Raw genomic sequence first — 25,773 nt, 5'->3', positions numbered from 1 at the left:
GACGGGGCGTGCCGCGACGCGGTCTGCGCAGCCGGTGAAGCTGCCGCAGCGATCGTCGTCGCGCAACGTACGCAGCGGCGAATCTCCGTTCGCCGTTGCTCGCCAACCGGGCTACGGGCCAAACGATGGATCTCAAGAAGATTAAGTCTCTGATCGACCTGCTGGCGGACTCGCCGCTCCTGGAACTCGAATTGATCGAGGGCGACGACAAGGTCAGGCTGGTCAAGCGGAACCGGGGCGATGCCGCCGCCGCGCCGGCGCGCGACGCGGCTTCCGTGCGCGGGCCGCAATCGCGCATCGAGCAGGAGGCGGCGCCGCTGCCGGTCGCGTCGCCCGACATGCAGCGGGCCGAGCCGTGCATCGTGCGCGCGCCGATGTTCGGCGTCGCGCATCTTCGGCCGTCGCCGAACGATCCGGACTTCGTCAACAACGACGATCGCGTGCAGGCCGGCCAGGTGCTTTGCACGATCGAGGCGATGAAGGTGTTTCACGCGATCGAATCGGAATACGAGGGCCGGGTAGCCGAGGTGCTCGTGAATTCCGGCGACGAGGTCGAAGCCGGTCAGCCGCTGTTCCGGATCGAACGATGATGCGCTTCCTTCCTGACAGCCGGGCGGCGAACGGCCGCGGCGCCATCGGAACCGACGAGCGGGGCGACCATGTTCGATAAGGTGCTGATTGCGAATCGAGGCGAAATCGCGCTGCGGATTCAGCGCGCGTGCCGCGAGCTGGGCTTGCGGACGGTTGCCGTTCATTCGGAGGCGGATGCCGGCGCGCGCTACGTTCGTCTGGCGGACCAGGCCCTCTGTATCGGGCCGGCGGCGCCGGATCGCAGCTATCTGAACCAGGAGGCAATCCTGCTCGCCGCTCGCGTGAGTGGCGCGGGGGCGATCCACCCCGGTTACGGCTTCCTGTCCGAAAACGCGGCTTTCGCGGCACAGGTCGAGGCGGCCGGGCTGGCGTTCATCGGGCCGACGGCCGAATCGATTCGCACCATGGGGGACAAGGTGACGGCCAAACGCGCGATGCGCGCGGCCGGCGTGCCTTGCGTGCCGGGCCCGGACGGCAGTCTGCCCGACGATCCCGACGAGATCCTGAACATCGCGGCCGAGATCGGCTATCCCGTGATCGTGAAGGCGTCGGGCGGCGGCGGCGGTCGCGGCATGCGTGTCGTGCACGCCGCGGCCCAGTTGCTCGATGCGGTGGCCGTGACGCGCGAAGAAGCGCGGCGGGCGTTCGGCAGGCCCGAGCTCTATGTCGAGAAATTCCTCGAGCATCCGCGCCACGTGGAAATCCAGGTGCTCTGCGACCAGCATGGCACGGCGCTGTGGCTCGGGTCGCGCGACTGTTCGCTGCAGCGGCGCCATCAGAAAGTACTCGAGGAGGCGCCCACGCCTCACATCGATCCGGGACTGATTCGCGAGGTGGGCGAACGTTGCGCGGACGCGTGCCGGCAGATCGGATATCGCGGCGCAGGGACGTTCGAGTTCCTGTTCGAGAACGGCCGGTTCTATTTCATCGAAATGAACACGCGGCTTCAAGTCGAGCATCCGGTGACGGAGGCGATTACCGGAATCGACATCGTGCGCGAGCAGATCCGCATCGCGCAAGGCCATGCGCTGACGTGGACGCAAGCCGACCTTCGCTCGGCCGGACACGCGCTCGAATGCCGGATCAACGCGGAAGATCCGTTCACCTTCGTCCCGTGTCCGGGTCGGATCGTCGAATGGGAAGTGCCCGGCGGGAACGGCATTCGCGTGGATTCGCACCTGAGCGCCGGTCATGTCGTGCCGCCGTACTACGACTCGCTGATCGCGAAGGTCGTGACGCACGGCGCGACCCGCGACGAGGCGATTGCGCGGATGCGCGTCGCGCTGTCGGAGATGCGCATCGAAGGGATACGGACCAATGTGCCGCTTCATCGCGCGATCCTGGACGATCCGGCGTTCGGCGACGGCGGCGTGGATATTCATCATCTGGAACGCTGGCTCGCCGCGCGGGAGGCCGTATGACCCGAATCATCGAGCCTGCGCCGCCCGGCCTGCATGACGATTCGGCAGTCGCGTGTGCCGAGCCGGAAGGAAAAGCTCTCGCAATGAAACAGGACGATTCGGAACAAACGCTGCGCGTCAGTCTGCTCGGCACCACCGCGATGCTGTTCGAGGCGCCGGGCGCGCTCGACCTGCGGGTGCAGCGTCGCATCTGGACGCTCGCGCGCACGGTCGGCGCGTGGCCCGGCGTGCGCGAGGCCGTGCCCGGCGTGACCAACCTGATGCTGACCTTCACGCATCCGCCGACGGACCCTGCCGCGCTGGAAGCGCAACTGGTCGACGCATGGCATGCGGCCGGCGAACTCGACATCGCGGGCAACGTGGTCGAGCTCGCGGTGCAGTACGGCGGGGAGTTCGGACCGCATCTCGAGGACGTGGTCGCGCATACGGGCCTGTCGGTCGACGAGGTCGTCGAGATCCATTGCGCGCCGCTTTACACCGTCTACGCGCTCGGCAGCCATCCGGGCTACTGCTATCTCGGCGGCATGGATCCGCGGATCGCCACGCCGCGGCGCAAGGTGCCCGTACTCGGGCTGCCGGGCGGCGCCGTCTCGATCGGCGGCGTGCAGACGGGCGTATCGGCGTCCGCCGGCCCCAGCGGGTGGAACACGATCGGCCGCACGGCGATGACGTTCTTCGACCCCGCGCGCGAGCAGCCGGCCACGCTCGCGCCCGGCGACATGATTCGTTTCCGTGCCGAAAGGATTGTCCGATGATCGAGATCTTGTCTTCATCCGCGTTGGCAACGGTGCAGGACCGCGGGCGCGAGGGCTACCTGCGATTCGGCGTCGGCACGTCCGGTGCGATGGACCGGGTCGCGCTCGCGATCGGCAACCTGCTGCTCGGCAATCCCGACGACGCGGCCGCGATCGAAATCCCGATGTTTCCGTTTCGCGTCCGCTTCCTCGAGGATCTGGCGTTTGCGATTACGGGCGCCGATTGCGCGGCCCGGCTCGACGAGCGGCCGATTCTGCCGTGGTGGACGATCGAGGCGAGGCGGGGCGAAGTGCTGACGATCGGCATCCCTGCGTCGGGAACGCGCTGCTACCTGTCGCTTGCGGGCGGCGTCGACGTGCCCCGCGTGCTCGGGTCGCGGAGCACGCAGTTGCGCGGGGAGTTCGGCGGATTCAACGGACGGCAGTTGCAGAAAGGCGACGTGCTCCACGCGATCGGGCTCGATGCGCGTGCACCGCTGCAGTCCGCCGCGAACGGCGGGTTCGGCACGGTGCCGCCGGCGTACCTGTTGCCGACGCCCGCAGCCACGCCGGCCGCCGAAGGCGGCGACACGGTGGTGAGGGTGCTGCCGGCCGCCGAGTACGAGTGCTACGAAGCCGATTCGCTCGACGCGTTCTGGCGCGAAGGCTGGAAAGTGACGCCGCAGAGCGATCGATACGGATACCGGCTCGCCGGCCCGACGCTCGCGGCCCGCCGGCCGATCGAGAAACGCTCGCACGGCATCGTGCCGGGCGTCATCCAGGTGCCGCACAGCGGCCAGCCGATCATCCAGCTGCGCGACGCGCAGCCGTCGGGCGGCTATCCGAAGATCGGCACGGTGATCGAAGCCGATTTGTGGCGGCTCGCGCAAGCCCGGATCGGCACGCGGATCCGCTTTGCCAGGACCACCTACGAAGAAGCGGTTGCCGCGCTGGACGAGGTGGAGCGCTATCTCGCCAAGGTCCGCAATCTCGCCGGGCTGTTCCGTGCGTCGAAATACTGACCCATGACAAACAACAACGAAGTGGACATTCAAGACCTTCGCCAGATCTCGTCGTGGCTTGCCGCCGCCGAGATCGAGTTCGCGGAGATCCGGCTTGCGGGATCGACGGTCCGCCTGACGCTCGAACCCGCGGCGCCGACGGGTGATGCGGGCGCGATCGGGACGCCGTCGCCGGCCGCCGGCCCGACGTCGATCGTCAGGTCGCCGTCGACCGGAATCTTCGTGACCACGCATCCCGACCGCACGGCGCCGCAGGCCGCGATCGGCCAACGTGTCGAAGCCGGGAACGTCGTCGGTCTGCTGCAGATCGCCGAGTTGTACCGGCCGGTCGTCGCGGAGCGCGGCGGCGTGATCTCGGCGATTCATGCGGAACCGGGGGGCCTCGTCGGGTATGGGGCGCCGCTGTTCGAACTGGCGGCCGACATGCCGCCGCCACACCTCCCACGCATCGAGAGAGCAGATGATGGAAATTGACCTGAACGCGGATGTCGGCGAAGGATTCGGCCCGTATCGGATGGGCGACGACGAAGCGATGTTCGATATCGTCTCGTCGATCAATATCGCGTGCGGCTATCACGCGGGCGACCCGGTGATCATGGACCGGACCGTGCGCCTTGCAGGCGCGAAGGGAATCGACCTGGGCGCGCACGTCGGCTTTCCCGACCTGCTCGGGTTCGGGCGGCGGCCGATCCAGGCGGACCCGCTCGAACTCGCGAAGTACGTGCTGTACCAGATGGGCGCACTCGAAGGGATCGCGCGCGCGGCGGGCCACCGCCTGACCCACATGAGCTTTCACGGCGCGCTCGGCAACATGGCCGCCGCGTCGTATGAACTCGCGGAGCCGCTGGTGCGGGCGGTTGCGGAGTTCGACCGGAATCTCGTGATCAGCGTGTCGACCAACACCGAGATCGAGCGCGCGGCCGACCGGATCGGCGTGCGCACGGCGAATACCTTCCTCGCCGACCGCGCCTACGACGATCAGGGCGCGCTCGTGTCCCGCAAGCTCGCGGGCGCGGTGATCAAGGACCGGGCGGCGGTGCTCGCGCGCGTGCAGCAACTGCTCGAGGACGGCACGGTCACCACGATCGCGGGCAACACCCTCAGGATGAATGCGAGGTCGATCCTGCTTCATGGCGACACGCCGGGCGCGGTGGAACTCGCGCGCACCGTGCGCGGTGCGATCGAAGCGACGGGCGGGCGCGTCGTGCCGGTATCGAAGCTCGTCGATCGCCCGTCGCCGTCATAAGTCCGCCTTATCGCACCACATCGAATCCGTCTTGGCGCGCGAATGCGGCGCCGAATACATTGTTAGCAGCGTTGATCGGCATACCGATGCAACGCGATTCCACAGAGGTGAACCATGCCGTTTTCCGATTACAAAACCGCACTCGTCACGGGCGCTTCGACGGGGATGGGCGCCGCGATCGTCGAGCGCTTCTGCCGCGAAGGGCTCGAGGTCCATGCACTGGCGCGCAGCGCGGACCGGCTCGACGCGCTCGCGAAACGCACGGGGTGCATTCCGCATGCGATCGACGTCTGTGACCTGGACGCGGTCACGAAGCTGACGCAGGACGTCGAATTCGACATCGTCGTGAACAACGCGGGGGTATCGCGCAAGGGGTCGATTCTCGACGCCGACGTCGACGACATCGACGTGCAGGTGGAAGTCAACCTGCAGTCGGTGCTGCATATCGTGCGGCTCACGATGCCGGGCATGGTCGAGCGCGACCGCGGGCACATCGTCAACATCAGCTCGATCGCGGCGATCTACAACTTCAACGGCAACTCGATCTATCACGCGACGAAAGCGGCCATTCATGCGCTGTCGCGACAGCTTCGCGTCGATGCGACCGGCCGGCGCGTGCGCGTGACGGAAATCTGCCCGGGACGCGTCGCGACCGATATCTTCGGCCACGTGAGCGGCGACATCGAAGCGGCGCGCAAGCAGTTCATCGAAGGCTTCGAGCTGCCGCAGCCGTCCGACATCGCGGATGCGATCGCGTTCGCGATCGCCGCGCCGCTCGCGGTCAACATCAGCAACATGGAAATCCTCCCGACCCTGCAGGTGCCGGGCGGCCTCACGACGGTCAAGCGCGACGCATGAAGCGGATCGATTCGGTCACGTCCACAAGCACGGAGAGCACATCATGCAACAACGTATCGGTTCCCGAAAGAACGCGTCGGCACCGCAGGCCGATCCTGCGATCATCGACGCGCTGCGCGACATTCCGGCCGCGCTGATCAGCGACAACATGCGGCGCATCGTCGGCACGGCCGCGTTGCGCCCGTATCACCGATCGGGCGGGATGGTCGGCACCGCGGTCACGGTCCGCGTGCGCCGCGGCGACAATCTCGCGATTCACCGCGCCTTCGAGTATTGCCGGCCGGGCGACGTGCTGGTCGTCGACGGCGGCGGCGACATCACCCAGGCACTGCTCGGCGAAATCATGTCGATGTATGCGGAGAGCATCGGCGTGGCCGGGCTCGTGCTCGACGGCGCGATTCGCGACGTCGCGGCGATTCGCGAGAAGGATTTCCCGGTGTTCGCGCGAGGCGTCACGCACAAGGGGCCCTACAAGGCCGGTCCCGGCGAGATCAACGTGCCCGTGTCGATCGATGGCCTGGTGATCCATCCCGGCGATATCGTCGTCGGCGACGACGACGGCCTCGTCGCGTTTCCGCAGGACGAAGCCGAATACCTGATCGAGAAGGCGCGCGCGCAAATGCGCAAGGAAGCCGACACGATCCAGTCGATCAGGGAAGGCCGCTTCGACCGTTCGTGGATCGACGCGTTCGAAGCGAACATGGCTGGCTGAGCGATGGAACCTCGCGGCGAAGCATGCGAAGGCGTTGCCATCACGGCGCTGGCGAACCGGCTTCTTGCCCTGACCGCCGCGACGCGCGAACGCTCGGCGGGCGACCCGTTCGCCAATCCGGTGCTGTCGCTCGCATGCGCGATCATGCAGTCGATCGGCGACGGGCGAATCGGCGGCGAAGACACGCTCGAGCTGGTGAGACAGCTGCGCGATCACGCGTTCTCGGATCGGGCGGCGCGGATCGCCGCGTATGTCGGCGGCGTCGGTGTCGACGCGAACGAAGCGGCGCTCGAATCGATTGCCGGTCGTGTCGTGGGCGACGCGAGCGACTGGGACGGCTTTCGCGCGCGTGCCGAGCGCACCCGCTATGCGGCGGTATTCACCGGGCATCCGACCTTCGCGCTGAATCCGGAGGTCGCGCGCCATCTCGCGGATCGCGCGTGCGGCGCGACGCCGCGGCGATTCGAGTCGCATCGCCCGCGGACGGTCACGCTCGACGCGGAGTTCGAGCAATCGGTCCAGGCGATCGATCATGCCCGCGATGCGCTGGATCGCTTCAATGCCGCGTTGCTGTCGGCGGCGCGCCGGGCATTTCCCGACCGTTGGCTGGCGCTGGTGCCGCGGCCGTTGATCGTGTCGACCTGGGTCGGCTACGACACCGACGGGCGAACCGATATCGGTTGGTGGGATACGCTGCGATTTCGCCTGCGGATCAAGCGGCTGCAGCTCGCGCGCATTCATCGGCAGGCGTCCGCCGTCGACAGCGCGCGGCAGCTGACCGAACGTGTCGCGAAGGCACTCGACGTGCTGGACCACCAGATCGCAGCATGCCCGGACGGTGCCGATGCGCGCCAGACATCCCGGTTCGCACAGGCGCTCGTCGCGCACCGCGACGACGCGCTGGTGGATCCGGAAACCCTGGACGAGCTTTATCGCGACGCGATCGCCGATGCGCCCGATTCCGACCAGCTGGCGCTGGCCGTGTCGCGCGCGGGCCTCGCGTCGCACGGGCTTGCGCTCGCGCATACGCATTTCCGGCTGAACGCCGCGCAGCTTCATAACGCCGCGCGTCAAAGGCTCAATATCGCCGATTCCGTCGATGCGCCGCTGCACCGGCGCGCGATGCTGGCGGCGATCAACGCCGAGCTGGACAAGGTGCGGCCGCTGCCGGTCGACTTCGGCGCGCTGCTCGCGGAGCAGGCGACGGCCGCGCGGACGATGATGACGATCGCGCAGCTCGTCAAGCACATCGACGGCGCGACGCCGGTTCGATTCCTGATCGCGGAGACGGAGAGCGGATACACGCTGCTGGTCGCGTTGTGGCTCGCACGGCTGTTCGGCGTGGAGCGGCACGTCGAAATCAGCCCGCTGTTCGAGACCGAGGAGGCGCTCGAGCATGGCGCGCATGTCCTCGATGAAGCGCTGCGCAGCCCGCATTATCGCGCCTACGTGAAATCGAACGGACGGCTGGCACTGCAATTCGGCTATTCGGATTCGGGCCGCTATGTCGGTCAGCTTGCCGCGAGCTACCTGATCGAGCGGCTGAGGATGAAGATAACCGGCATGCTCGCGCGCCACGGGCTGGACGGCGTCGAGGTCGTGCTGTTCGACACGCACGGCGAAAGCGTCGGCCGCGGCGCGCATCCCGGCTCGCTGGCCGATCGCCTCAAATACCTGTCGCCGACGGCGTCGCGCCATGCGTTGAACGATGGGGGCTTGCAGGTACGGGAGGAGAGCGCATTCCAGGGCGGCGACGGCTATCTGCTGTTCGGCACGCCGGCGCTGGCGCTCGCGACGGTCGCGCGGATCGCCGAGCATGCGTTCCATCATGCGGTCGGCCCGGTCGACGATCCGATCTACGACGATCCGGATTTCGCTGCCGATTTCTTCGGTTCGGTGCGCGCGACGATGACGGCGCTCGTCGACGACGCCGGCTATACGGCGATGCTGAGCACGTTCGGTCCCGCGCTGCTCGACCGCACGGGTTCGCGGCCCGCGGCGCGGCAAGCGGACGGCGCCGCGTTCCGCGCGCTGATTCGCCACCCGAGCGAACTGCGCGCGATCCCGAACAACGCGATCCTGCAGCAGCTCGGCTGGTGCGCGAACACCGTGCACGGCCTGGGCGCCGCTGCCGCCCGGCAGCCGGAGGGCTTCGCGGAGATGCGCGGGCGCAGCCGCAGGTTCAGGCGCGCGCTCGATCTCGCGGAAGCCGCGTTCGCGCACTCCGACATCGAGGTGCTGAGAGCCGTGACGTCGTTGCTCGATCCCGGCACGTGGCTCGACCGTGCGCTTCACACGGCGGATGGCGGTGCGCGGGACGCGATGCTCGCGGTCGCCGCGATGCTGGAGCGGATCGGCGCGTCCGCGGCGACGCGGGCGATGTTCCGCCGCGCGCTGGCCGACGATCTGGCGCTGCGCGCCGTATGGCCGAATCGCGCGCGCATGAGCGATCGCGAAATGCTGCTGCATGCGCTGCGGCTTGCGCTGATCCAGCTGGTCTGGTTGAAGGCGACGGAAATTCCGGAATTTTCGCCGCGTCCCGATGTGACGGCCGACGATCTGCATCGCGCGATCATCGGCCTCGACATGCCGTCCGTGCTGCCGGTACTCGCGCGAATATTTCCCGAGCGGACAGACGATACGGCCGAATACGAGTACGCCGAGCCCGCCGCGCCGCGCGCGCCGGGTTCCTATGCGAGAGAGCACCGCGAGATTTTCGCGCCGATGCGGCAGTGGTTCGAATCGATACGCGAAATCTCCGTGGCCGTGACCCACGAAGTCGGCACGTTCGGCTGACGCCGCCCCGCACGCGCAGCGCGGGCGACGGCGTTCGCGATGCGATGCGCACCGGGGCGGCCTCGGACGCCGGCACGGCCCGACTCATTCAACCCTTACCGAAATCCAGCAAGGAGTGCTGTCATGCGAGCGTCGATTCTTGTGACCCGAGCGTCGTTTCCCGACATCGTCGACCGTTTGCGGGAGCCTTTCGACGTGACCGACAACCCGGACGACACGATCTGGTCGCAACCGGAACTGATCGCCCGGCTGCAGGGGAAACGCGGCGCCGTCACCGCGGGCAGCGACCGGATCGACGCGACCCTGCTCGATGCCTGCCCCGGGCTCGAGGCGGTCTGCAACATCGGCGTCGGCTACAACAACATCGACGTCGATGCGTGCTCCGCGCGCGGCGTGATCGTGACCAACACACCGGACGTGCTGACCGAAACGACCGCGGATTTCGGTTTCGCGCTGATGATGGCGACCGCGCGGCGCATCACCGAATCCGAGCACTACCTGCGCCGCGGCGCGTGGACGAAAACGGGACGCTACGACATGTTCGTCGGCGCAGACGTTCATGGCGCGACGCTCGGGATACTGGGCATGGGCCGCATCGGCCAGGCGATCGCGCGTCGCGGCGCACTGGGCTTCGGCATGAAGGTGATCTATCACAACCGCTCGCGGTTGTCGCCGGAACTGGAGGCGAGTTGCCGTGCGCGCCATGTCGACAAGGATGCGCTGCTGCGCGAATCCGACCACCTGATCGTCGTGGTGCCGTATTCGTCGACCTCCCATCATGCGATCGGCGCGCACGAACTCAGGCAGATGAAATCGACGGCAACGCTGACGAACATCGCACGGGGTGGCGTGGTCGACGACAGCGCACTGGCCGCCGCGCTCGCCGAAGGCGCGATCGCCGCGGCGGGACTCGATGTGTTCGAGGGCGAGCCCGTCGTCTGCCCGGCACTGCTCGCGCAACGGAACGTGGTGCTGACGCCGCATATCGGCAGCGCATCGGTGGCGACACGGCGAGCGATGGCGTCGCTCGCCGTCGACAACCTGATTGCGGCGCTGGGAGCGGGGCCGCATGCCGGCCGGCCGCCGACACCCGTCAATCCTCAGGTGTTGACCGATGCGCCGCGCATCGGTCGATAGCGGCCGTTGTTGTACCGGTCGCCGCATGGTGGCGTAGCTGCGTTCGGCGCGTGGGTGTTTACCCCGCGGCGTCGCGGCACAGGCGGCTTTCCGATCGACGGGAACACGGCGCGCAGCGCCGCCGGGCGGGGCTCGGGCGGCCGTGCCGGCAGGTCATCGACCAAACTTATCGCACCAGACGAAAGGCGTCTGCAAGCCGGTTTTTTTGCGAGCTAGTATGAATTCAACGCGGTCATCGATGCCGACCGCCGCGTTGAACAACGAAGTGGTGGCGGATCCGGCATTGCGGTACGCCACGATCCGGATTCATTCCAGAGGCGCGGACTATGAAGCTGCATTTTGACCTTTCTGCAGTGCTGCGAGGCGACTACGGCGCACTGTTTCTGCACGGCATCGAGCTGACGCTGATGATGGCCGTCTCGGCGTGGCTGCTGTCGCTCGTGATAGGGCTGACCCTCACGTTGATTCGCATGACGAATATCCGGATCGCGGAGCGCTTCGTCGCCGCGTTCGTCGCGTATCACCGCAACGTGCCGATGCTCGTGCAGATCCTGTTCTGGTATTTCGGCATCTCGAACATCCTGCCTGCCGGGATCCAGGCGTTTCTCAACGAATACAACGGCCAGTTCGTGTTCGCGGTCGTCGCGATCGGGCTGTGCAGCGGCGCCTATTTCTCGGAAGACATCCGCAGCGGGCTGCGCGCCGTTCCGTATGGCCAGTACGAAGCCTGCCGCGCGCTCGGCCTGAACTTCCTGAAGGGGATGCGTCATGTCGTCCTGCCGCAGGCGCTGCGAAACGCAATCCCGCCGATGGTCAATCATGCGGTGCTGCTCTTCAAGAACACGAGCCTCGCGATGGCGATCGGCGCCGCGGAGCTCACCTACGTGACGCGGCAGATCGAGAACGACACGTTCCTGTCGTTCGAATCGTATTTCGTCGCAACCGTGATGTATCTGGCCATCTCGCTGCTGATCATGCTCCTGGGCGCACGGCTTGCAGCCTTCTACCGTATTCCGGGAGTGAAGTGACCATGTTCGAGATCATTCGAGACAACTGGGCGCTGTTGCTGATCGGGCAGTATCCGCACGGGCCGCTCGGCGGCATCGTGCTGACGATCCTGCTTTCGGTCGCCGCGCTCGCGATCGCCTTTCCGCTCGGGATACTCGTTGCGCTCGCGAGAATCAGCCCGTTCCGGGTGCTGCGCGCGCCGGCCACCGCGCTCGTCTACGCGGTTCGCGGCGTGCCGCTGCTGATGGTCGTGTTCTGGGTGTACTTCCTCGTGCCCGTGCTCACCGGCTATCCGGTCACGGGGTTCGTCACGATGCTGTGCGCGCTCGTCGTCTACGACTCGGCGTATCTCGGCGAGATCATTCGCGGCGGTATCGAAGCGCTGCCGAAAGGGCAGGTCGAAGCGTCGCGTGCACTCGGCATGAGCTACTTGAAGACCATGCGGTGCGTGGTGCTGCCGCAGACCCTGTACAACGTGGTGCCGAGCATGATGACGCAGTTCGTGTCGACCATCAAGGAGACGTCGCTCGGCTACATCATCAACGTCCAGGAGATCTCGTTCGCGGCCGACCAGATCAACAACCGGCTGCTGACGAAGCCGTTCCCGGTCTATCTGATCCTCGCGCTCTGCTACTTCGCGCTCTGTTATGCGCTGACGCAGTTCGCGCAATACCTGGAACGCCGTGTGACGCGCAAACGCGCCGGCATGAACGCCCGCGCGAAATCGGCGAACGCGGTTTCGCTGGCCGGCTCGGTATCCACCGGGAACTGAGTGACCCGACTCTCTCAAGGAACTCCGATGATCAAGTTTTCCAACGTCAACAAGTGGTATGGCGAATATCACGCGCTCGTCGACATCAACGCCGAGGTGCGCAAGGGCGAAGTGGTGGTTGTCTGCGGGCCGTCGGGTTCCGGGAAGTCGACGCTGATTCGCACGGTCAACCGGCTGGAAGAAATCAATCGCGGCCAGATTTCGTTCGACGGACAGGACATCCACGACCGGAAGATGAGCGTGAACGCATATCGAAGCCGTATCGGGTTCGTGTTCCAGCAATTCAATCTCTTCCCGCATCTGTCGGTGCTGGAGAACATCACGCTCGCGCCGATTCGCGTCAGCGGCGTGAAGCGCGCGGAGGCGCAGAGCAAGGCACTGGATTTGCTCGCCCGTGTCGGATTGTCGAACAAGGCGAACGCCTATCCGCCCCAGTTGTCGGGCGGGCAGCAGCAACGCGTTGCGATTGCACGGGCGCTCGCGATGAACCCGCCGGCGATGTTGTTCGACGAACCGACCAGCGCGCTCGATCCGGAGATGGTCGGCGAGGTGCTGAGCGTGATGAAGAGTCTCGCGCAGGAAGGCATGACGATGATGTGCGTGACGCACGAAATGGGGTTTGCGCGTGAAGTGGCCGACCGCATCTGGTTCATGGACGCGGGAACGATTCTCGAGACGGCCGAGCCCGACGCGTTCTTCACTGCGCCGAAGCACGCGCGCGCGAAAAAATTCCTGTCGGATCTGCGTTCGCATTGATCGCGAGCGCGGCCGGCCGGGCACTGCAGGTCCTCCGTAGTTCATTTCAAAACAAGTTTGTCAGTCAAGCCTCAAGGGGTTACACGATGGAAAAGTTGAAAGTCATCGCGGGAATGCTGCTGTCGGTCGGCATCTTCATGTACGTCGCGCCCGCTCGCGCCGATCAGTTGGCCGATGTCAAGGCACACGGCGAACTGAACTGCGGCGTGTATTCGAACGTCGAGCCTTTTTCCTATCCGAACGCGCAAACGCGCCAGCTCGAGGGGATGGACGTCGACCTCTGCAACGCGATCGCGAAGCAGATCGGCGTGAAGGCGAAACTCTCGCCGCTGGCCGTCGAGGCGCGCATTCCGCAATTGAAGCTCGGGCGCGTGGATATCGTCGTCGCCAACCTCGCTTATACGAAGACGCGGGCGACCCAGATCGCGTTCAGCGATGCGTATTACTCCACCAAGGAAGTGCTGGTCGTGAAAAAGGCCGACGGCGGCAAGAAGCTGGCCGATTTCACGGGCCAGAAGATCAGCGCGGCCGATGGATCGACGTCGGCGCAATCGATCCCGCTGTCGATCAAGGATGGCCAGGCGGTGACGTTCCACGACACGAGTTCGGCGTTTCTCGCCCTCGCGCAAGGCAAGGTGAAGGGTTTCGTGACCAACCAGATGACGGCGATCAAGATCGCGAAACAGGTCGAGGGCACGGACGGCGCGGTCACCATTGCGGCCGAGCCGATGTTGATCGAGCCGATTGCCGTCGGGTTGCGTCTGAGCGAGCAGGGGATGCTCGGCGCCGTGAACCAGGCGCTGGCGTCGCTCGAACAGAACGGGCAGATGCAGGCCATCTTCGAAAAATGGCTGGGACCGAAGACGCCGTACGGTCTGGTGCGGACCGACAAGGTGACGCCGATCAATCAGCTGAAGTTCACGCCGGTTTCGTAACGTGGCCGTTCGATGGCGCGGCAACACGCCATCCAGGCCGGGGCAGCCGGCACCCGGAGCTTGCCAGTGAGAATCGGAATGGCATCGGTAGAGTCGAGACACAGGATCGTCGTGATGGGCGTGTCCGGTTGCGGGAAGTCGACGCTTGGCGCGATGCTGGCGGCTGCCCTCGGCGGCGTGTTCGTCGAGGGCGACGATTACCACCTGCCGGAAAGCAAGCACAAGATGCGCAACGGCATCGCGCTGGACGATTCCGATCGGCAGCCATGGCTGGACGTGCTGGCAAGCATGATGACGGCCTCGAGCGCTTCCGTCGTGTTGTCGTGCTCGGCGCTGCGGGCCGCTTATCGCACCCGGCTGCGCGCGCGCGTTCCCGGGTTGCGGTTCGTCTACCTCGAAATCGGGATGGAAGAGGCACTGAAGCGCGTATCGGATCGAGTCGGGCACGCGTTTCCAGCCGGACTCGTGTCGAATCAGTTCGACACCCTCGAGTCGCCGGTCGGCGAGGATCGCGTGCTGTGCTTGCTCGCCCGCGACCGACAAGAGCGGAATCTCGCGTCGATCGTTCGATGGCTGGATGGATCGATGGATACCGTCGGCGAGTGACGACGTCTCGCTACAGGCGTGGCCCGGTCGCACAAGGATTGAACTTGTTCGATTCGTCGGGCCGTCGGACGCCGATCGCCGGATCGAGTACCGGTGTTGGCGTTGCCCTGGCGACGGGACTGTCGGAGGCCGGCGCTGAAGTCGTTCTGAAAGGACGCGATCCCGACCGGCTCGGGCAAGCCGCTGCGCGGCTTCGTGCCCAGGGGGCGCAGCCTCACGCAGTCCGCTTTGACGTCGCTTCTGCCGATGATGTGGAGTCGGCGATCGAGAGGAGCGCGTGCGATATCGGCGCGGCAGTTTTTTCGCGTGCGCTCGAACTACCCCGGCGCTGATCGACACGGCAGGCACGACCGCCAAAGCGCGACGCAACGGGGCCAGCCGGGCCCGAACCTTCTCCCTTCACGGTTCCCGCGAAGCGGGCGCGATGCAAGCCCGTGTCCGTTGCGCCGGCCCGCTGTCGAAAGGCGGACGATCCGTCACACCTTACCGTTTCCTGACCTGCCCCCCAACGCCACGAACCCGCGATTCGCCCGCCCACGCACTTTTTTAAAGACCGCGCCACGTTCGCCCGGTATGATCGCTGCGCTCGCGAACGACGCCATTGGCCGGTGCATACCGACTCGCGCGCAACCGACATCACCAGCACGACAATCACGACAGCGCAGGGCGGTCGCCGGCGGCGCACCGTGCGTCGATCGGGCCGAATCGGCCACCAGCACGATGGAGCATTGAACGATGGGAACGGGGACGGGTGCGGCGCGACGCGCAAGGGCGATCGCTGCCGGGGGAACGTTGTGCGTGGCCGCGGCGGGCGGCGCGCATGCGCAGGCGTCGAACGCCACGGCGGTGGCGCAGGCCGGCGCGGTGGTGGCCGTGCTGCCGCCCATCGACGTGACGGAGAAGGCCGGCGGATCGTCCGTCGGGCTCGTCGGGCTGCGCACCGCCGCCGGAACCAAGACCGACACGCCGGTGGCCGAGATCCCGCAGACGACCAACATCGTGACCGCGCAACAGATCGAGATGACCGGCGCGGCCGACCTGAACCAGGCGCTGCGCTACGTGCCGGGCTTCGCGTCGTTCGGCGCCGACAGCCGGACCGACTGGTATGCGGCGCTGCGCGGCTTCACGCCGACGCTGTACGTCGACGGCGTGCCGGCGCCGAATACGGCCGTCATCGCGAACTGGCGTGTCGACCCGTACACGATCGACTCGATCGCGGTGCTGCGCGGGCCGACGTCGGTGCTGTACGGTGCGGGCGAACCCGGCGCGATCGTCGACGCGCATACGAAACTCGCCGACGGCGAGCGCGTGCGCGAAGCCGGCATGCAGATCGGCAATTATGCGCGCAAGCAATTCATGCTTGACGTCGGTGACCAACTCGACCGGGACGGCCGGTATGCGTATCGCTTCGTCGGCGTTGCGCGCGACGGCAATGCGGTGACCGGCCCGAACGGCGACCGGCGCGTCGCGCTGGCGCCGTCGTTCCGATGGCGGCCGAACGCCGACACGTCGCTGACATTCTCCGCGTCGTTCCTGCAGGACAGCGGCGACATCTCGTCGAACTTCCTGCCCGCGCAGGGCACCGTGCTGCCGAACCCGAACGGTCGCCTGTCGCAGGACATCTACATGGGCGACCCGTCGTTCAACGACTACCGGAAGAAGCAATGGTCGCTCGGCTACGCGCTGGAGCACCGCGTGAATGCGATGTGGACGCTGCACCAGGACGTGCGCTGGTCGCACCTGTCGCTCGACGACGCGACGGTGTTCGGCAACGGCCTGGCGCCCCGCAGCACGACGAACATGATGCGTTTCGCGGGGCTGTTCCAGCTCAACTACAGCCGGCTCGATATCGACAACTACGCGCAGGCGCGCCTCGGCACGGGGCCGCTCGAACATACGCTGCTGCTCGGCCTGCAGTTCGACCGGCAGACGACCACCAACAGCGTATGGCTCGCGCTGGCGCCGTCGCTCAACCTGTACCACCCCGTCTATCGGCCCGTCACGGCCGCGATCTTCTCCGGCCCGACGTCGCTCGGCCACGTCGACCAGTACACGGCGATGAACGCGTTCGGCGTGTACGCGCAGGACCAGATCCGCTGGCAGCGCTGGACGCTGACGCTCGGCGGCCGCGAGGATCGCGTGAATGCGCGGTTCGACGACCGGACGGCCGGTACGCAGGCGCGGCAGGACGTCAGTGCGTTCTCCGGGCGTGTCGGGCTCACCTATCGGGGCGACGCGGGGCTGTCGCCGTATGTGAGTCATTCGACGTCGTTCGATCCCGTCATCGGCGTGCGGATGTATGGCGGCGGCTTGCCGAAGCCGACGCGCGGCACGCAGACGGAGGCCGGGCTGCGCTGGCAACCGCCCGGCCAGAACCTGATGCTGGGCGCGGCCGTGTACCAGATCGACCAGACCAACGTCGTGACGCCGACGCCGGTGAATCTCGACCGCACCGGCACGTCGTCCGTGCAGACCGGCAAGGTGCGCTCGCGCGGCATCGAGCTGAGCGCGGTCGGCAAGGTGACCCGCGAGCTGTCGGTCGTCGCATCGTATGTGTATCAGGACGTCAAGAACGTGCAGGCGAACGGCGCGTCGCTGAACAACTGGCCGGTGGCCGTGCCGCTGCCGCGGCAGATGGCGTCGATGTGGGCCGACTGGACGTGGCATACGGGCGCGCTGTCGGGCCTGGGGATCGGCGGCGGCGTGCGCTACCAGAGCGCGTCGGCCGGCGCGCCCGACAATTCGCTGACGGTGTCCAGCTATACGCTGTACGACCTGGCGATGCACTACGACATGCGGCACTGGCGGTTCGCATTGAACGTTGCGAACCTGTTCGACCGGCGCTACGTCAGCGGCTGCCAGTCGTATGCCGTGTGCGTATTCGGCAACGAGCGGACCGTGCTGGCCAGCGCGAAATACAACTGGTAGTCAGGATCGCGCCGAACGCGGCCTATGTGCCGCGTTGCGGTTCGCGGGTCGCGACGCGCCGGCTCGCGTGGCGCTGGCGCCGCCACTCGGTCGGCGTGATGCCGAAACGTTCGCGAAACGCGGTCGCGAAGTTCGCCGGCGTGGAAAAGCCGATTTCCTTCGCGATGCTGGCGATGCTGAGCGACGTCGAATCCAGCAGATCCTGTGCGATCCGCAGCCGCTCGTGCCGCAGGTACTCGAACACCGTCTGGCCGAGATTGTCGCGAAACGCGCGCGACAGCCGCTTTTCATGCGTGCCGACCGCGCGCGCCAGTTGCTCGACCGTCGGCGGATCGTTCAGCGTCCGCGACAGGTGGCGAATGGCTGCGCGCACGATGATGTCGTCGTCCGTGCCGGCGGCGAACGGGTTTTCCGTGTCCGCGGGCCTTTCTCGCTTCGTCCGTGCGAGCTGCACTCGAATTCGCGCGAGCACTTCGGCCGGTTCGAACGGCTTCACCACGTAGTCGACGCCGCCGATTTCGAGTCCCTCGAGGCGTTCGTGCAAGTCGCCGGCCACAGTCAGGAAAATGACCGGAATCGCGCGCGTCAGCGGATCGGCGGCAAGCAGCCGGCACGCGGTGAACCCGTCCATGCGCGGCATGCGGACATCCATCAGGATTACATCGGGCATCAGCGCCTGCGCGCGCTGGCACGCTTGCGCCCCGTCGGATGCGATGCTGATCCGGCAGCCCGTGCTGCGCAGGATATCGATCAGCAAACGGAGCTGGTCGGGCTGATCGTCGACGATCAGGAGATGGGCGTCGCTCAATGCGGAGATCGATGGAGGCATCGTGCACCTGTTCTGGAACGGCGGCTGGCTGCGATCCCGCGGGTGGCCTGCCCGGTTCGGGGTAATCGTCGGAAGCCGCTCTATGACGACGCGCAAACGCATCGCACGCTCGCATCGATATTCGGATTGCGCCGGACTGCGCGGCAGGCAACCGGTCTGCGCATTACCCGGCGTTCGTTGTTTTGATCACTGAGCCGGTAAAGACGCGGACGATTGCCGTGGCCGCGTCGTGAATGGTCGCGGCTGCCGGTATCGATGCGAGCGGAATTGTAGGAGCATATTTCGAATCCCGCCAGATGGGTTGTCGATATTCGCGTCATGTCGATTTACTCGTTTTCAGGATGCGTTGCGGTTTGCGTCTGCGGTGTCGCGCGTTGATGTTCGTCAATACTCGTAGATTCCATGCATGTTCGGCGCACAATCGCGCAGTCGACCGGCTCTCTGGTTGCGGCTTGTTCGAATGCATTTAATTTAAATCCGCTTCGGCAAAGTATTTATCCGCTTCGAAAAACATTTCGATTAATCGTGGCGGTTCGCAATCGTTTGCGAGATGGAAATATTTTAAGTAACTCATTGAATATATTGGATTTTGCAATCTATAAACAATGTCACCTTTGATAATTATCGATCGTGTCTCATAATTCGTCCGAACTTTGAGCAACGGATGGCACAGGACACGGGAAGTCATCGCGAACCGCGACGGACGTTGCGCGATTCGAGTCCGAAGCATCAGTTGATGCATGTCTGAAAGAATGTCTTGCGCACGGAAACGCAAATCCGGTTGCCGGAGATGAAATAAAAGAGACGGGGTTGGTCGCGGTCGGCGCGACATTGGATTCCGGGTGGCTATAAAGACGGGTTGAATCTCTGGATTCAGTCGGGGGTGAGCTCGTCCATGAATAACAATACGTATTCCTAATGTAAATGGCGAATTAACGGAACGGGCCGTAACGAGACGGCGTGCCCGGGCTTTCGAACGCCCTGTCGACATGCGCGGTCGATGCTTGTCGCCTTCGACATGGCCAGGCCGGGCATCGGAATCAGGTTCCGCACTGAAGTCGCAATCGCAGTCGAAGTCGAAGCTATCAATAAAAGTAAGTAGTCCGTATTCAAACCAGACGCTACAAAACGGAGCAGAACAGCATGAAGAGGAATCAGATTTCGGCGCTTGCCGCCGCCATGTTCACGGGCGCAGGTGTCCTGATCGCGGGAGTCGCACACGCGGACAATTTCGTCGACCGTGGCAACCCGGACAACGCGCTGAACGGCCAGTGCATCGACGGGACGAACCCGCTCTGCGTGGCCACGAAGAGCGGCAGTTTCGTGGCAGTGAGCACCGCGAACGTGACGCAGGGAACGAATGCCAAGGCCGGTACCAGCGGTATCGCGATCGGCGACCAGTCGAATGCAAGCAGCAAGGGCGGCACCAGCAGCGGCGGCGCGATTGCGATCGGTGTCGGCTCGCAGGCGCTGGCGAACTCGTCCACGGCAATCGGCACGGTGGCGGTCGCGCAAGGCAATACGGCGCTCGCGATCGGCCGCCAGTCGGCCGCGATCGGCGATTTCTCGATGGCGCTCGGCAACGTCGCCGATGCGCACGGCACGAGCTCGATCGCGCTCGGTCACTCGGCGCTGGCCAGCGGCGATCGCTCGATTGCAATCGGCGGCGCGAATCCGACGTCGAGCGACGGCGTATCGAACGGCGCTGCGTACGACGCGGCGACGCAGACGCGTGCCGGCGGTACGCAATCCGTGGCGATCGGCGCGGGCGCGCAGACGAACGACAACAACCAGGTGGCGATCGGTTCGGGCAGCATCGGTGCCAACAATGGCGGTACGCCGGTGTTCGGCGGCACGGCTGCGCCGGTCGGCGGTGCGGTGTCGTTCGGTGCGGTCGGCAACGAGCGCCAGCTCAAGAACGTCGCGGCCGGCGCGGCCGATACCGACGCCGTCAACGTCCAGCAGTTGAAGAACGTGAACAGCACGCTCAGCACGAGCATCGGCAACGTCGACGCGCGCGTGACGTCGGTCGGCAATTCGCTGTCGACCTCGATCACGAACGTCGACCAGCGCGTGACCAGCGTCGGCAACAGCCTCAGCACGAGCATCGTTTCGGCAACGAAGAACGTCGTGAAATACACCGACGATTCGCATGCGGCGATCACGCTCGACGGCAGCAACGGCACCACGATCGGCGGTGTCGCGGCCGGCGTCGCCGATACCGACGCGGTGAACGTCGGTCAGTTGAAGGGTAGTGTCGCGCCGCTGCAAACGTCCATTTCGACGGCGGCTTCGAACATCACGAACCTGCAGAACAGCGTTTCCGGCATCAACACGTCGCTGAGCACGGCGGCCTCGAACATCGGCACCCTGCAGGCGGCCGATACGCGCAACGTGAAATACGACGGCGCGAGCGGGTTCGATTCGGTGACGTTCGCCGGCACCAACGGCACGACGCTGCACAACGTCGCGGACGGCAAGGACGTGCACGACGCCGTCAACGTCGGGCAACTGAACGGCGGCCTCGCATCGCTCAGCACGAGCGTGACGAACAACCTCAGCACGACGCTCGGCAACCTGAGCACGTCGATCACCAGCCAGATCGGCAGCGCGACGAAGAACGCCGTGCAGTACGACGACGACGCGCACGGGGGCGTCACGCTCGGCGGCAAGGGCGCGCAGGCGCCGGTCGGCCTGCACAACGTCGCGGACGGCATTGCCGCCGGCGACGCGGTGAACGTCGGCCAGCTCGGCAAGGCGACCGACACGCTCAATCAGTCGATCACGACCGTCGGCAACAACGTGACGACGCTCGGCAACCAGGTGACGACGAATACGGGCAATATCGCGGCACTGCAACAGGATGCGCTCCAGTGGAACGCGGGCCTGGGCGCGTACGATGCAAGCCACGGCGGCAACGGCCCGCAACTGATCAGCAACGTCGCGGCCGGCAAGAGCGGGACCGACGCAGTCAACGTCGACCAGTTGACCGCGGCGATTCACGACGGAACGAGCCAGCTCGATGCGCTGGCCGTGAAGTACGACGATGCGAGCAAGCGGCAGGTTTCGCTCGGCGCGGGCAACGGCGGGAGCCCGGTGCGCGTGACCAATGTCGCGGAAGGCAACGTGGCGTCCGGCAGCACGGACGCGGTGAACGGCGCGCAACTGCGCCGCGCGACCGACGCCACCGCGGCCGCGCTCGGCGGCGGTGCGACGGCGAATCCGGACGGCTCGATCGGCGCGCCGGCCTACAAGGTTGGCGGCGGCTCGTTCAACAACGTCGGCGACGCGCTGACGAACCTCGACGGCCGCGTCGGCAGCAACACGACGACGCTCGAGAATCACGAAACGCGCCTCGGCAATGCCGAAACGAACATCGCCGGCAATACGGCCGCGATCGCCGGGCTGCAGCAGGATGCGCTGCAGTTCGACCCGAAACTCGGCGCCTACAGCGCGGCGCGCGCCGGTGCCCCGACGAAGCTGACGAACGTGGCCGACGGCAACGTCGCGGCGGGCAGCACGGACGCGGTGAACGGCGGCCAGTTGTCGGGCGTGAAATCCGATCTCCAGCAGCAGATCACGCAGGTGTCGAACCAGACCGGCGAAGCCGTGAAGAACGTCGTCAAGTACGACGTCGACACGAACGGCAACCGGTTGAATTCGGTGTCGCTCGTCGGCGGCGACGCCAATTCGGCGGTCGTGCTGAAGAACGTTGCGGCGGGCACCAACGATACGGACGCGGTGAACGTGAAGCAACTGAAGGGCGTGCAGTCGAATCTCAACCAGCTCGGCGCGCTCGCGGTGCAGTACGACGACAGCTCGAAGAGTACGATCACGCTCGGCGGTGCGGGCGGCACGCGCATCACCAACGTGCAGGCCGGCACGCTCGGCGCAACCAGCACGGACGCGGTGAATGGCTCGCAGCTCTACGCGACCAACCAGCAGGTGTCGAAGAACACGACCGACATCTCGAACCTGCAGGGGAACGTGACCAACATCGCGAACGGCAAGGCCGGCCTCGTGCAGCAGCAGGATCCGAACGGCGCGATCACGGTCGGGAAGGGCACCGGCGGTACCAGCGTGAATTTCTCCGGCACGGCGGGCGACCGCGTGCTGACCGGCGTCGCGGCGGGCGTGAACGACAACGACGCGGTCAACGTCGGCCAGTTCAACAACGCGATGAAGAGCGTGGCGGCCAACGACCAGGTCCGCGCGGCGGCAACCGATGCGAATACGACGTGGATCGCGCGTGCCGACGCGGGTTCGATCGGGACGACGGCGACGGCAACCGGCAAGAACGCGGTGGCAGTCGGCCAGGGCTCGGTCGCCGATCGCGACAACTCGTTCTCGGTCGGCGCGAAGGGCAGCGAGCGCCAGGTCACGAACGTCGCGGCCGGGACGGCGCCGACCGACGCGGTGAACGTGCAGCAACTGAACGACAACCTCACGACCGCTTCGACGCAGGCGAAGGGCTACACCGACCAGCGCATCGGGCAGGTGTACAACTCGTTCAACGACCTGAAGAAGGACATGTACGGCGGCGTCGCGTCGGCGATGGCGGTGGCCGGGCTGCCGCAGCCGACGGGTGCCGGTCGCTCGATGGTGTCGGCGGCGACCGCGAATTATCACGGCCAGCAGGGGTTTGCCGCCGGGTACTCGTATGTGACTGAAAGCAACCGCTGGGTCGTCAAGGCGTCGGTGACGGGCAACAGCCGGTCGGACTTCGGTGCGGTGGTCGGCGCGGGTTATCAGTTCTGATGTCGTTCGCGACGCGTTGAACGTTCGGAAGCGCCGGCAATGCGTGTGGTACCCGGTGCTTGCGACCAGTTCATGGCCCGAGGTCGATTTCTCGACCTCGGGCTGTGCTTTGCCGTCAAAAAAGAAATCATCTGGTCCGCCAGGTGTCGCACGGAACTTCCGAGTGGAATGCTGGGCGGGTGCATCCGATCCTTCGGATAATGTCACCGCGGTATCACGTTCGACAGCATGTCGTCACGCTACCCAACCGTGCGTCCCGGGTACTTTCCCGGCCACGGAACACCGCCGATTTCACTCAGCGAACGCGGCATCGGGTGCGAATGCCAGTTGCAACAGCATCACTGCAAGATCGGTCTGGATCCAGCCATTGTGCGTCGACGCTCGCCAGAAACTCGGCTGTTCGAAATCAATCAGGCTCTTGTCGGTCAGCACATTCCACAGACGGCCGTAGGCCGGAACCGGGTGCGAGGCCGATGCACGGTCGAAGTCCTTCTTGAACAGCGCGTTGCAAACGGTTGGCCGCACGATGGCGGTTGCCATTGCCGACGTCACCGGATAGCGGTTCAGCAGCACGCAGTGGGTCAACTCTGGCCGGCCTTGCGATGCGACAGGGCCATAGATCAGCGCCGCAGCGCGGAAAGCACCTGATGTCCATGGAGAAGCGGGCAGGCGCGAGAGTGACGACTGCGGGCCGCACCGCGTTATGCCGTCGGTATTCGGGGCCCCGCAATTCGCGACGCCGAGCTCGTGTGTAACGTAGTCGTTGTGGTGGCCAATCGTCTGTCTCGTTTGACGATGCTCCGTATCGATGCGGGGCAGCACACCGGACCAGATGGCGAGAGGGTAGATATGTCCTGTCGCGGTGTCGTCGGACGATGTGAAGTTGATCCAGAGCGGCCGGCGTACGTCGCGGCTGGTGCGAGACTCGGTATATAGCGCACGGTACGCGTCTGCATCGATCGCGGCATTCACGGTGACCATCAGCACGCCAGCGCCGAGCAGTACCGGGTCCGGTCGCTCAAGCTCGGCGAGGAAGGCTCGAGACAGCAAGCGGCCGCCGAGCGAATGGCCGGTCACGATCATCCGGTTCGCCGCGTTCGCCGTGTGCATCGCGTCGGCGATGCCATGTAGATCGGCGATGGCGTCGCTGTGCGTCGAGCCGTCCGATCCATCACCCAACGCAACGCGATCAGCCACTTGCGCGCGGTTGCCGATAGACAGTTGAGTCAGTATCGGGGCGGTCGTAATCTCACCGGGCCAACCGACGTACACGCCAAGTACCTCGATGTTTGCTTGATCGGTGTGTCGTAGACCGTCTGCGTAACGTGCGAGCAGCAGCGGAAAATCACGGGCATTGCTGCTCGCCGCCGACGCGTTGTGATGCCAGCCGTGAACATAGGTGACGATCAGCAGCGTTTTTCCAGATGCCGCGACGCGACGGATCTCGTCGACAATCGCAGTGTGCTGGTTCGGATCGTAGCGATGTCCGTGACTGTCGTACTCGAGGTACGCGAGCCGAACGTGCGCGACGTCGGATTCAACCCCAACGACCGCACCAGGATTCCGCTCCGGCTCGCAGACCGCATCGCGTCCGATTGGCGAGAGCGAACACCGTTGAGTGACAACCGCGTGCTCGAGTTCGGCGGCTCGACAACTTGCCTCGCCGCTGCATACGAGGTGCGAGGGCACGTCTTTGACCGCGCAGGCAGACAGCACTGCTGCACAGGCAAGCGCGAACCCCGCCCGTGAACCGACCGATATCCAGTTCATGGTATCCCCTGAGTCAATTGGTGCTTTTTATATTCCGCTTGTCGTGTGCGGCTTCTCGACGATCTGGCACATGACCGATCATCCCTTTCCGGATGCGGCGGGCGATCGAAGTTTCTCGCATCTGGCCAATGCGTTCATCCCCAATTTTGGGGATGAGCCCACAAAGTAGCGGCATGGCGGAGCGCTTCGTGAAGACGATGAAGCGCGGCTACGTGACTTCACGCCCAAGCCCGACACGGCGACCGCCGGCCGCAATCTCGCGCGGCCAGCTTCGATTCGTAATGCAATGAAGATCGCGCCACCGACATCAGCGCGCACGCACGTCACTTCGACAGGGCCTGGCCGCTTGCGGCCCACACCGCCTAGATTCGCGCGAGCGTGTTGTGATCGGCCTCACCGCCGAAATATTTCTCGAGCGCCTCCACGAACACCGCGTTGTCCGCAGTCGCATGCGCGAACAACGTGACCGACGACCGGAATTTCAGGTAATCCGGATACCCGAAAATCGTCTGGATCGAACTGCCTTCGACCTGATTGACCAGCCGCGTGCATTCCCGCAGCCGTTCTCCGAGCAGCGGATGCTGAAGATACGCGGCGGCTTCGGCCAGTGTCGAGATCGCGTATCGTTGCGCCATCGCGCTGTCGCCAAGCCCTTCGATCTGCGGAAACACGAACCACATCCAGTGGCTTCGCTTGTGTCCGTTCCTGAGCTCGTCGCATACCTGGGCATACACCGAATCCTGTGCGTCGACAAAGCGCTGAAGATCATGCGGATCGTCCATTTCGCCCTCCGTCCGTTCCGGCGCGGCAAGCCGCCCGAGCGATTATTGTGAGCGTTACCCGGATGGCGTGCAAACGCCCCCTTGACCGTGCGCTCGCCCGGCTTCGCATGGC

General features: G+C 65.6%; 22 protein-coding genes. 19 read left to right on the top strand and 3 right to left on the bottom strand.

Annotated features, from left to right (window positions below; genetic code table 11):
- Positions 1-125 precede the first annotated feature (125 nt).
- The 17 genes from JYG32_RS35890 to JYG32_RS35810 all read left to right on the top strand — a co-directional run bounded on the left by JYG32_RS35890 (position 126) and on the right by JYG32_RS35810 (position 17,522).
- Positions 126-590, top strand: coding sequence for an acetyl-CoA carboxylase biotin carboxyl carrier protein (locus JYG32_RS35890; RefSeq protein WP_213268266.1), 465 nt, complete (start codon positions 126-128; stop codon positions 588-590).
- Between the two features lie 69 nt (positions 591-659).
- Positions 660-2,012 (top strand): acetyl-CoA carboxylase biotin carboxylase subunit, encoded by a 1,353-nt coding sequence (gene accC, locus JYG32_RS35885; protein WP_213268265.1) that lies wholly within the window; start codon positions 660-662, stop codon positions 2,010-2,012.
- Between the two features lie 83 nt (positions 2,013-2,095).
- The gene (gene pxpB / locus JYG32_RS35880; RefSeq protein ID WP_213268264.1) at positions 2,096-2,767 is read left to right on the top strand and encodes a 5-oxoprolinase subunit PxpB; all 672 of its coding nucleotides are present in this window, start codon (positions 2,096-2,098) and stop codon (positions 2,765-2,767) included.
- Complete coding sequence (locus JYG32_RS35875; RefSeq protein ID WP_124646088.1) at positions 2,764-3,768, top strand: biotin-dependent carboxyltransferase family protein; 1,005 nt, start codon at positions 2,764-2,766, stop codon at positions 3,766-3,768. The genes pxpB and JYG32_RS35875 overlap by 4 nt, the downstream gene beginning before the upstream one ends.
- Before the next feature lie 3 nt (positions 3,769-3,771).
- The gene (locus JYG32_RS35870; protein WP_213268263.1) at positions 3,772-4,242 is read left to right on the top strand and encodes an acetyl-CoA carboxylase biotin carboxyl carrier protein; all 471 of its coding nucleotides are present in this window, start codon (positions 3,772-3,774) and stop codon (positions 4,240-4,242) included.
- Positions 4,232-5,014: a LamB/YcsF family protein gene (locus tag JYG32_RS35865; RefSeq protein WP_213268305.1), complete on the top strand. Its 783-nt coding sequence runs from the start codon at positions 4,232-4,234 to the stop codon at positions 5,012-5,014. Before JYG32_RS35870 ends, JYG32_RS35865 begins: the two co-directional genes overlap by 11 nt.
- A gap of 114 nt (positions 5,015-5,128) precedes the next feature.
- A complete protein-coding gene (locus JYG32_RS35860; protein WP_174380128.1) occupies positions 5,129-5,872 on the top strand; it encodes an SDR family oxidoreductase in 744 nt (247 codons plus the stop codon).
- Positions 5,873-5,915: 43 nt separating this feature from the next.
- Positions 5,916-6,584, top strand: a complete 669-nt coding sequence (locus tag JYG32_RS35855; RefSeq protein ID WP_174380129.1) for an RraA family protein — start codon at positions 5,916-5,918, stop codon at positions 6,582-6,584.
- 3 nt (positions 6,585-6,587) lie between these two features.
- Positions 6,588-9,380: a phosphoenolpyruvate carboxylase gene (locus JYG32_RS35850; RefSeq protein ID WP_213268262.1), complete on the top strand. Its 2,793-nt coding sequence runs from the start codon at positions 6,588-6,590 to the stop codon at positions 9,378-9,380.
- A 123-nt stretch (positions 9,381-9,503) separates the two neighbouring features.
- Positions 9,504-10,517: a 2-hydroxyacid dehydrogenase gene (locus JYG32_RS35845; protein WP_174380131.1), complete on the top strand. Its 1,014-nt coding sequence runs from the start codon at positions 9,504-9,506 to the stop codon at positions 10,515-10,517.
- 326 nt (positions 10,518-10,843) lie between these two features.
- A complete protein-coding gene (locus JYG32_RS35840; RefSeq protein WP_174380132.1) occupies positions 10,844-11,545 on the top strand; it encodes an amino acid ABC transporter permease in 702 nt (233 codons plus the stop codon).
- A gap of 2 nt (positions 11,546-11,547) precedes the next feature.
- Positions 11,548-12,297 carry an amino acid ABC transporter permease gene (locus tag JYG32_RS35835; RefSeq protein WP_213268261.1) on the top strand — a complete coding sequence of 250 codons (750 nt, stop codon included), beginning with the start codon at positions 11,548-11,550 and terminating at the stop codon, positions 12,295-12,297.
- A gap of 27 nt (positions 12,298-12,324) precedes the next feature.
- Positions 12,325-13,053: an amino acid ABC transporter ATP-binding protein gene (locus JYG32_RS35830; RefSeq protein WP_213268260.1), complete on the top strand. Its 729-nt coding sequence runs from the start codon at positions 12,325-12,327 to the stop codon at positions 13,051-13,053.
- An 86-nt stretch (positions 13,054-13,139) separates the two neighbouring features.
- Entirely contained in the window at positions 13,140-13,988 is an 849-nt protein-coding gene (locus JYG32_RS35825) for a transporter substrate-binding domain-containing protein (protein WP_174380134.1), read from the top strand.
- Between the two features lie 12 nt (positions 13,989-14,000).
- Positions 14,001-14,594, top strand: a complete 594-nt coding sequence (locus JYG32_RS35820; protein WP_213268259.1) for a gluconokinase — start codon at positions 14,001-14,003, stop codon at positions 14,592-14,594.
- Between the two features lie 44 nt (positions 14,595-14,638).
- Entirely contained in the window at positions 14,639-14,926 is a 288-nt protein-coding gene (locus tag JYG32_RS35815; RefSeq protein ID WP_213268258.1) for an SDR family NAD(P)-dependent oxidoreductase, read from the top strand.
- Positions 14,927-15,329: 403 nt separating this feature from the next.
- Entirely contained in the window at positions 15,330-17,522 is a 2,193-nt protein-coding gene (locus JYG32_RS35810) for a TonB-dependent siderophore receptor (RefSeq protein WP_213268257.1), read from the top strand.
- A 22-nt stretch (positions 17,523-17,544) separates the two neighbouring features.
- Here JYG32_RS35810 and JYG32_RS35805 read toward each other — a convergent pair whose 3' ends face one another.
- Positions 17,545-18,351 (bottom strand): response regulator transcription factor, encoded by an 807-nt coding sequence (locus JYG32_RS35805; RefSeq protein ID WP_213268256.1) that lies wholly within the window; start codon positions 18,349-18,351, stop codon positions 17,545-17,547.
- A 1,143-nt stretch (positions 18,352-19,494) separates the two neighbouring features.
- Between JYG32_RS35805 and JYG32_RS35800 the strand changes: the two genes are divergently transcribed.
- Entirely contained in the window at positions 19,495-23,109 is a 3,615-nt protein-coding gene (locus JYG32_RS35800; RefSeq protein WP_213268255.1) for a YadA family autotransporter adhesin, read from the top strand.
- A gap of 291 nt (positions 23,110-23,400) precedes the next feature.
- Here the strand turns inward: JYG32_RS35800 and JYG32_RS35795 are convergent, their stop codons facing one another.
- Complete coding sequence (locus tag JYG32_RS35795; protein ID WP_213268360.1) at positions 23,401-24,879, bottom strand: hypothetical protein; 1,479 nt, start codon at positions 24,877-24,879, stop codon at positions 23,401-23,403.
- Between JYG32_RS35795 and JYG32_RS35790 the strand changes: the two genes are divergently transcribed.
- On the top strand, positions 24,878-25,048 hold the full coding sequence (locus tag JYG32_RS35790) for a hypothetical protein (RefSeq protein ID WP_213268254.1): 171 nt from the start codon (positions 24,878-24,880) through the stop codon (positions 25,046-25,048). The genes JYG32_RS35795 and JYG32_RS35790 overlap by 2 nt on opposite strands.
- A 193-nt stretch (positions 25,049-25,241) precedes the next feature.
- Here JYG32_RS35790 and JYG32_RS35785 read toward each other — a convergent pair whose 3' ends face one another.
- Positions 25,242-25,661, bottom strand: coding sequence for a DUF1810 domain-containing protein (locus tag JYG32_RS35785; protein WP_213268253.1), 420 nt, complete (start codon positions 25,659-25,661; stop codon positions 25,242-25,244).
- Positions 25,662-25,773 lie beyond the last annotated feature (112 nt).

Source organism: Burkholderia pyrrocinia, assembly GCF_018417535.1.
Taxonomy (GTDB): Bacteria; Pseudomonadota; Gammaproteobacteria; order Burkholderiales; family Burkholderiaceae; genus Burkholderia; species Burkholderia pyrrocinia_E.
The sequence above is the reverse complement of the archived record's forward strand: the minus strand, read 5'-3'. Positions and strand labels throughout refer to the sequence as shown.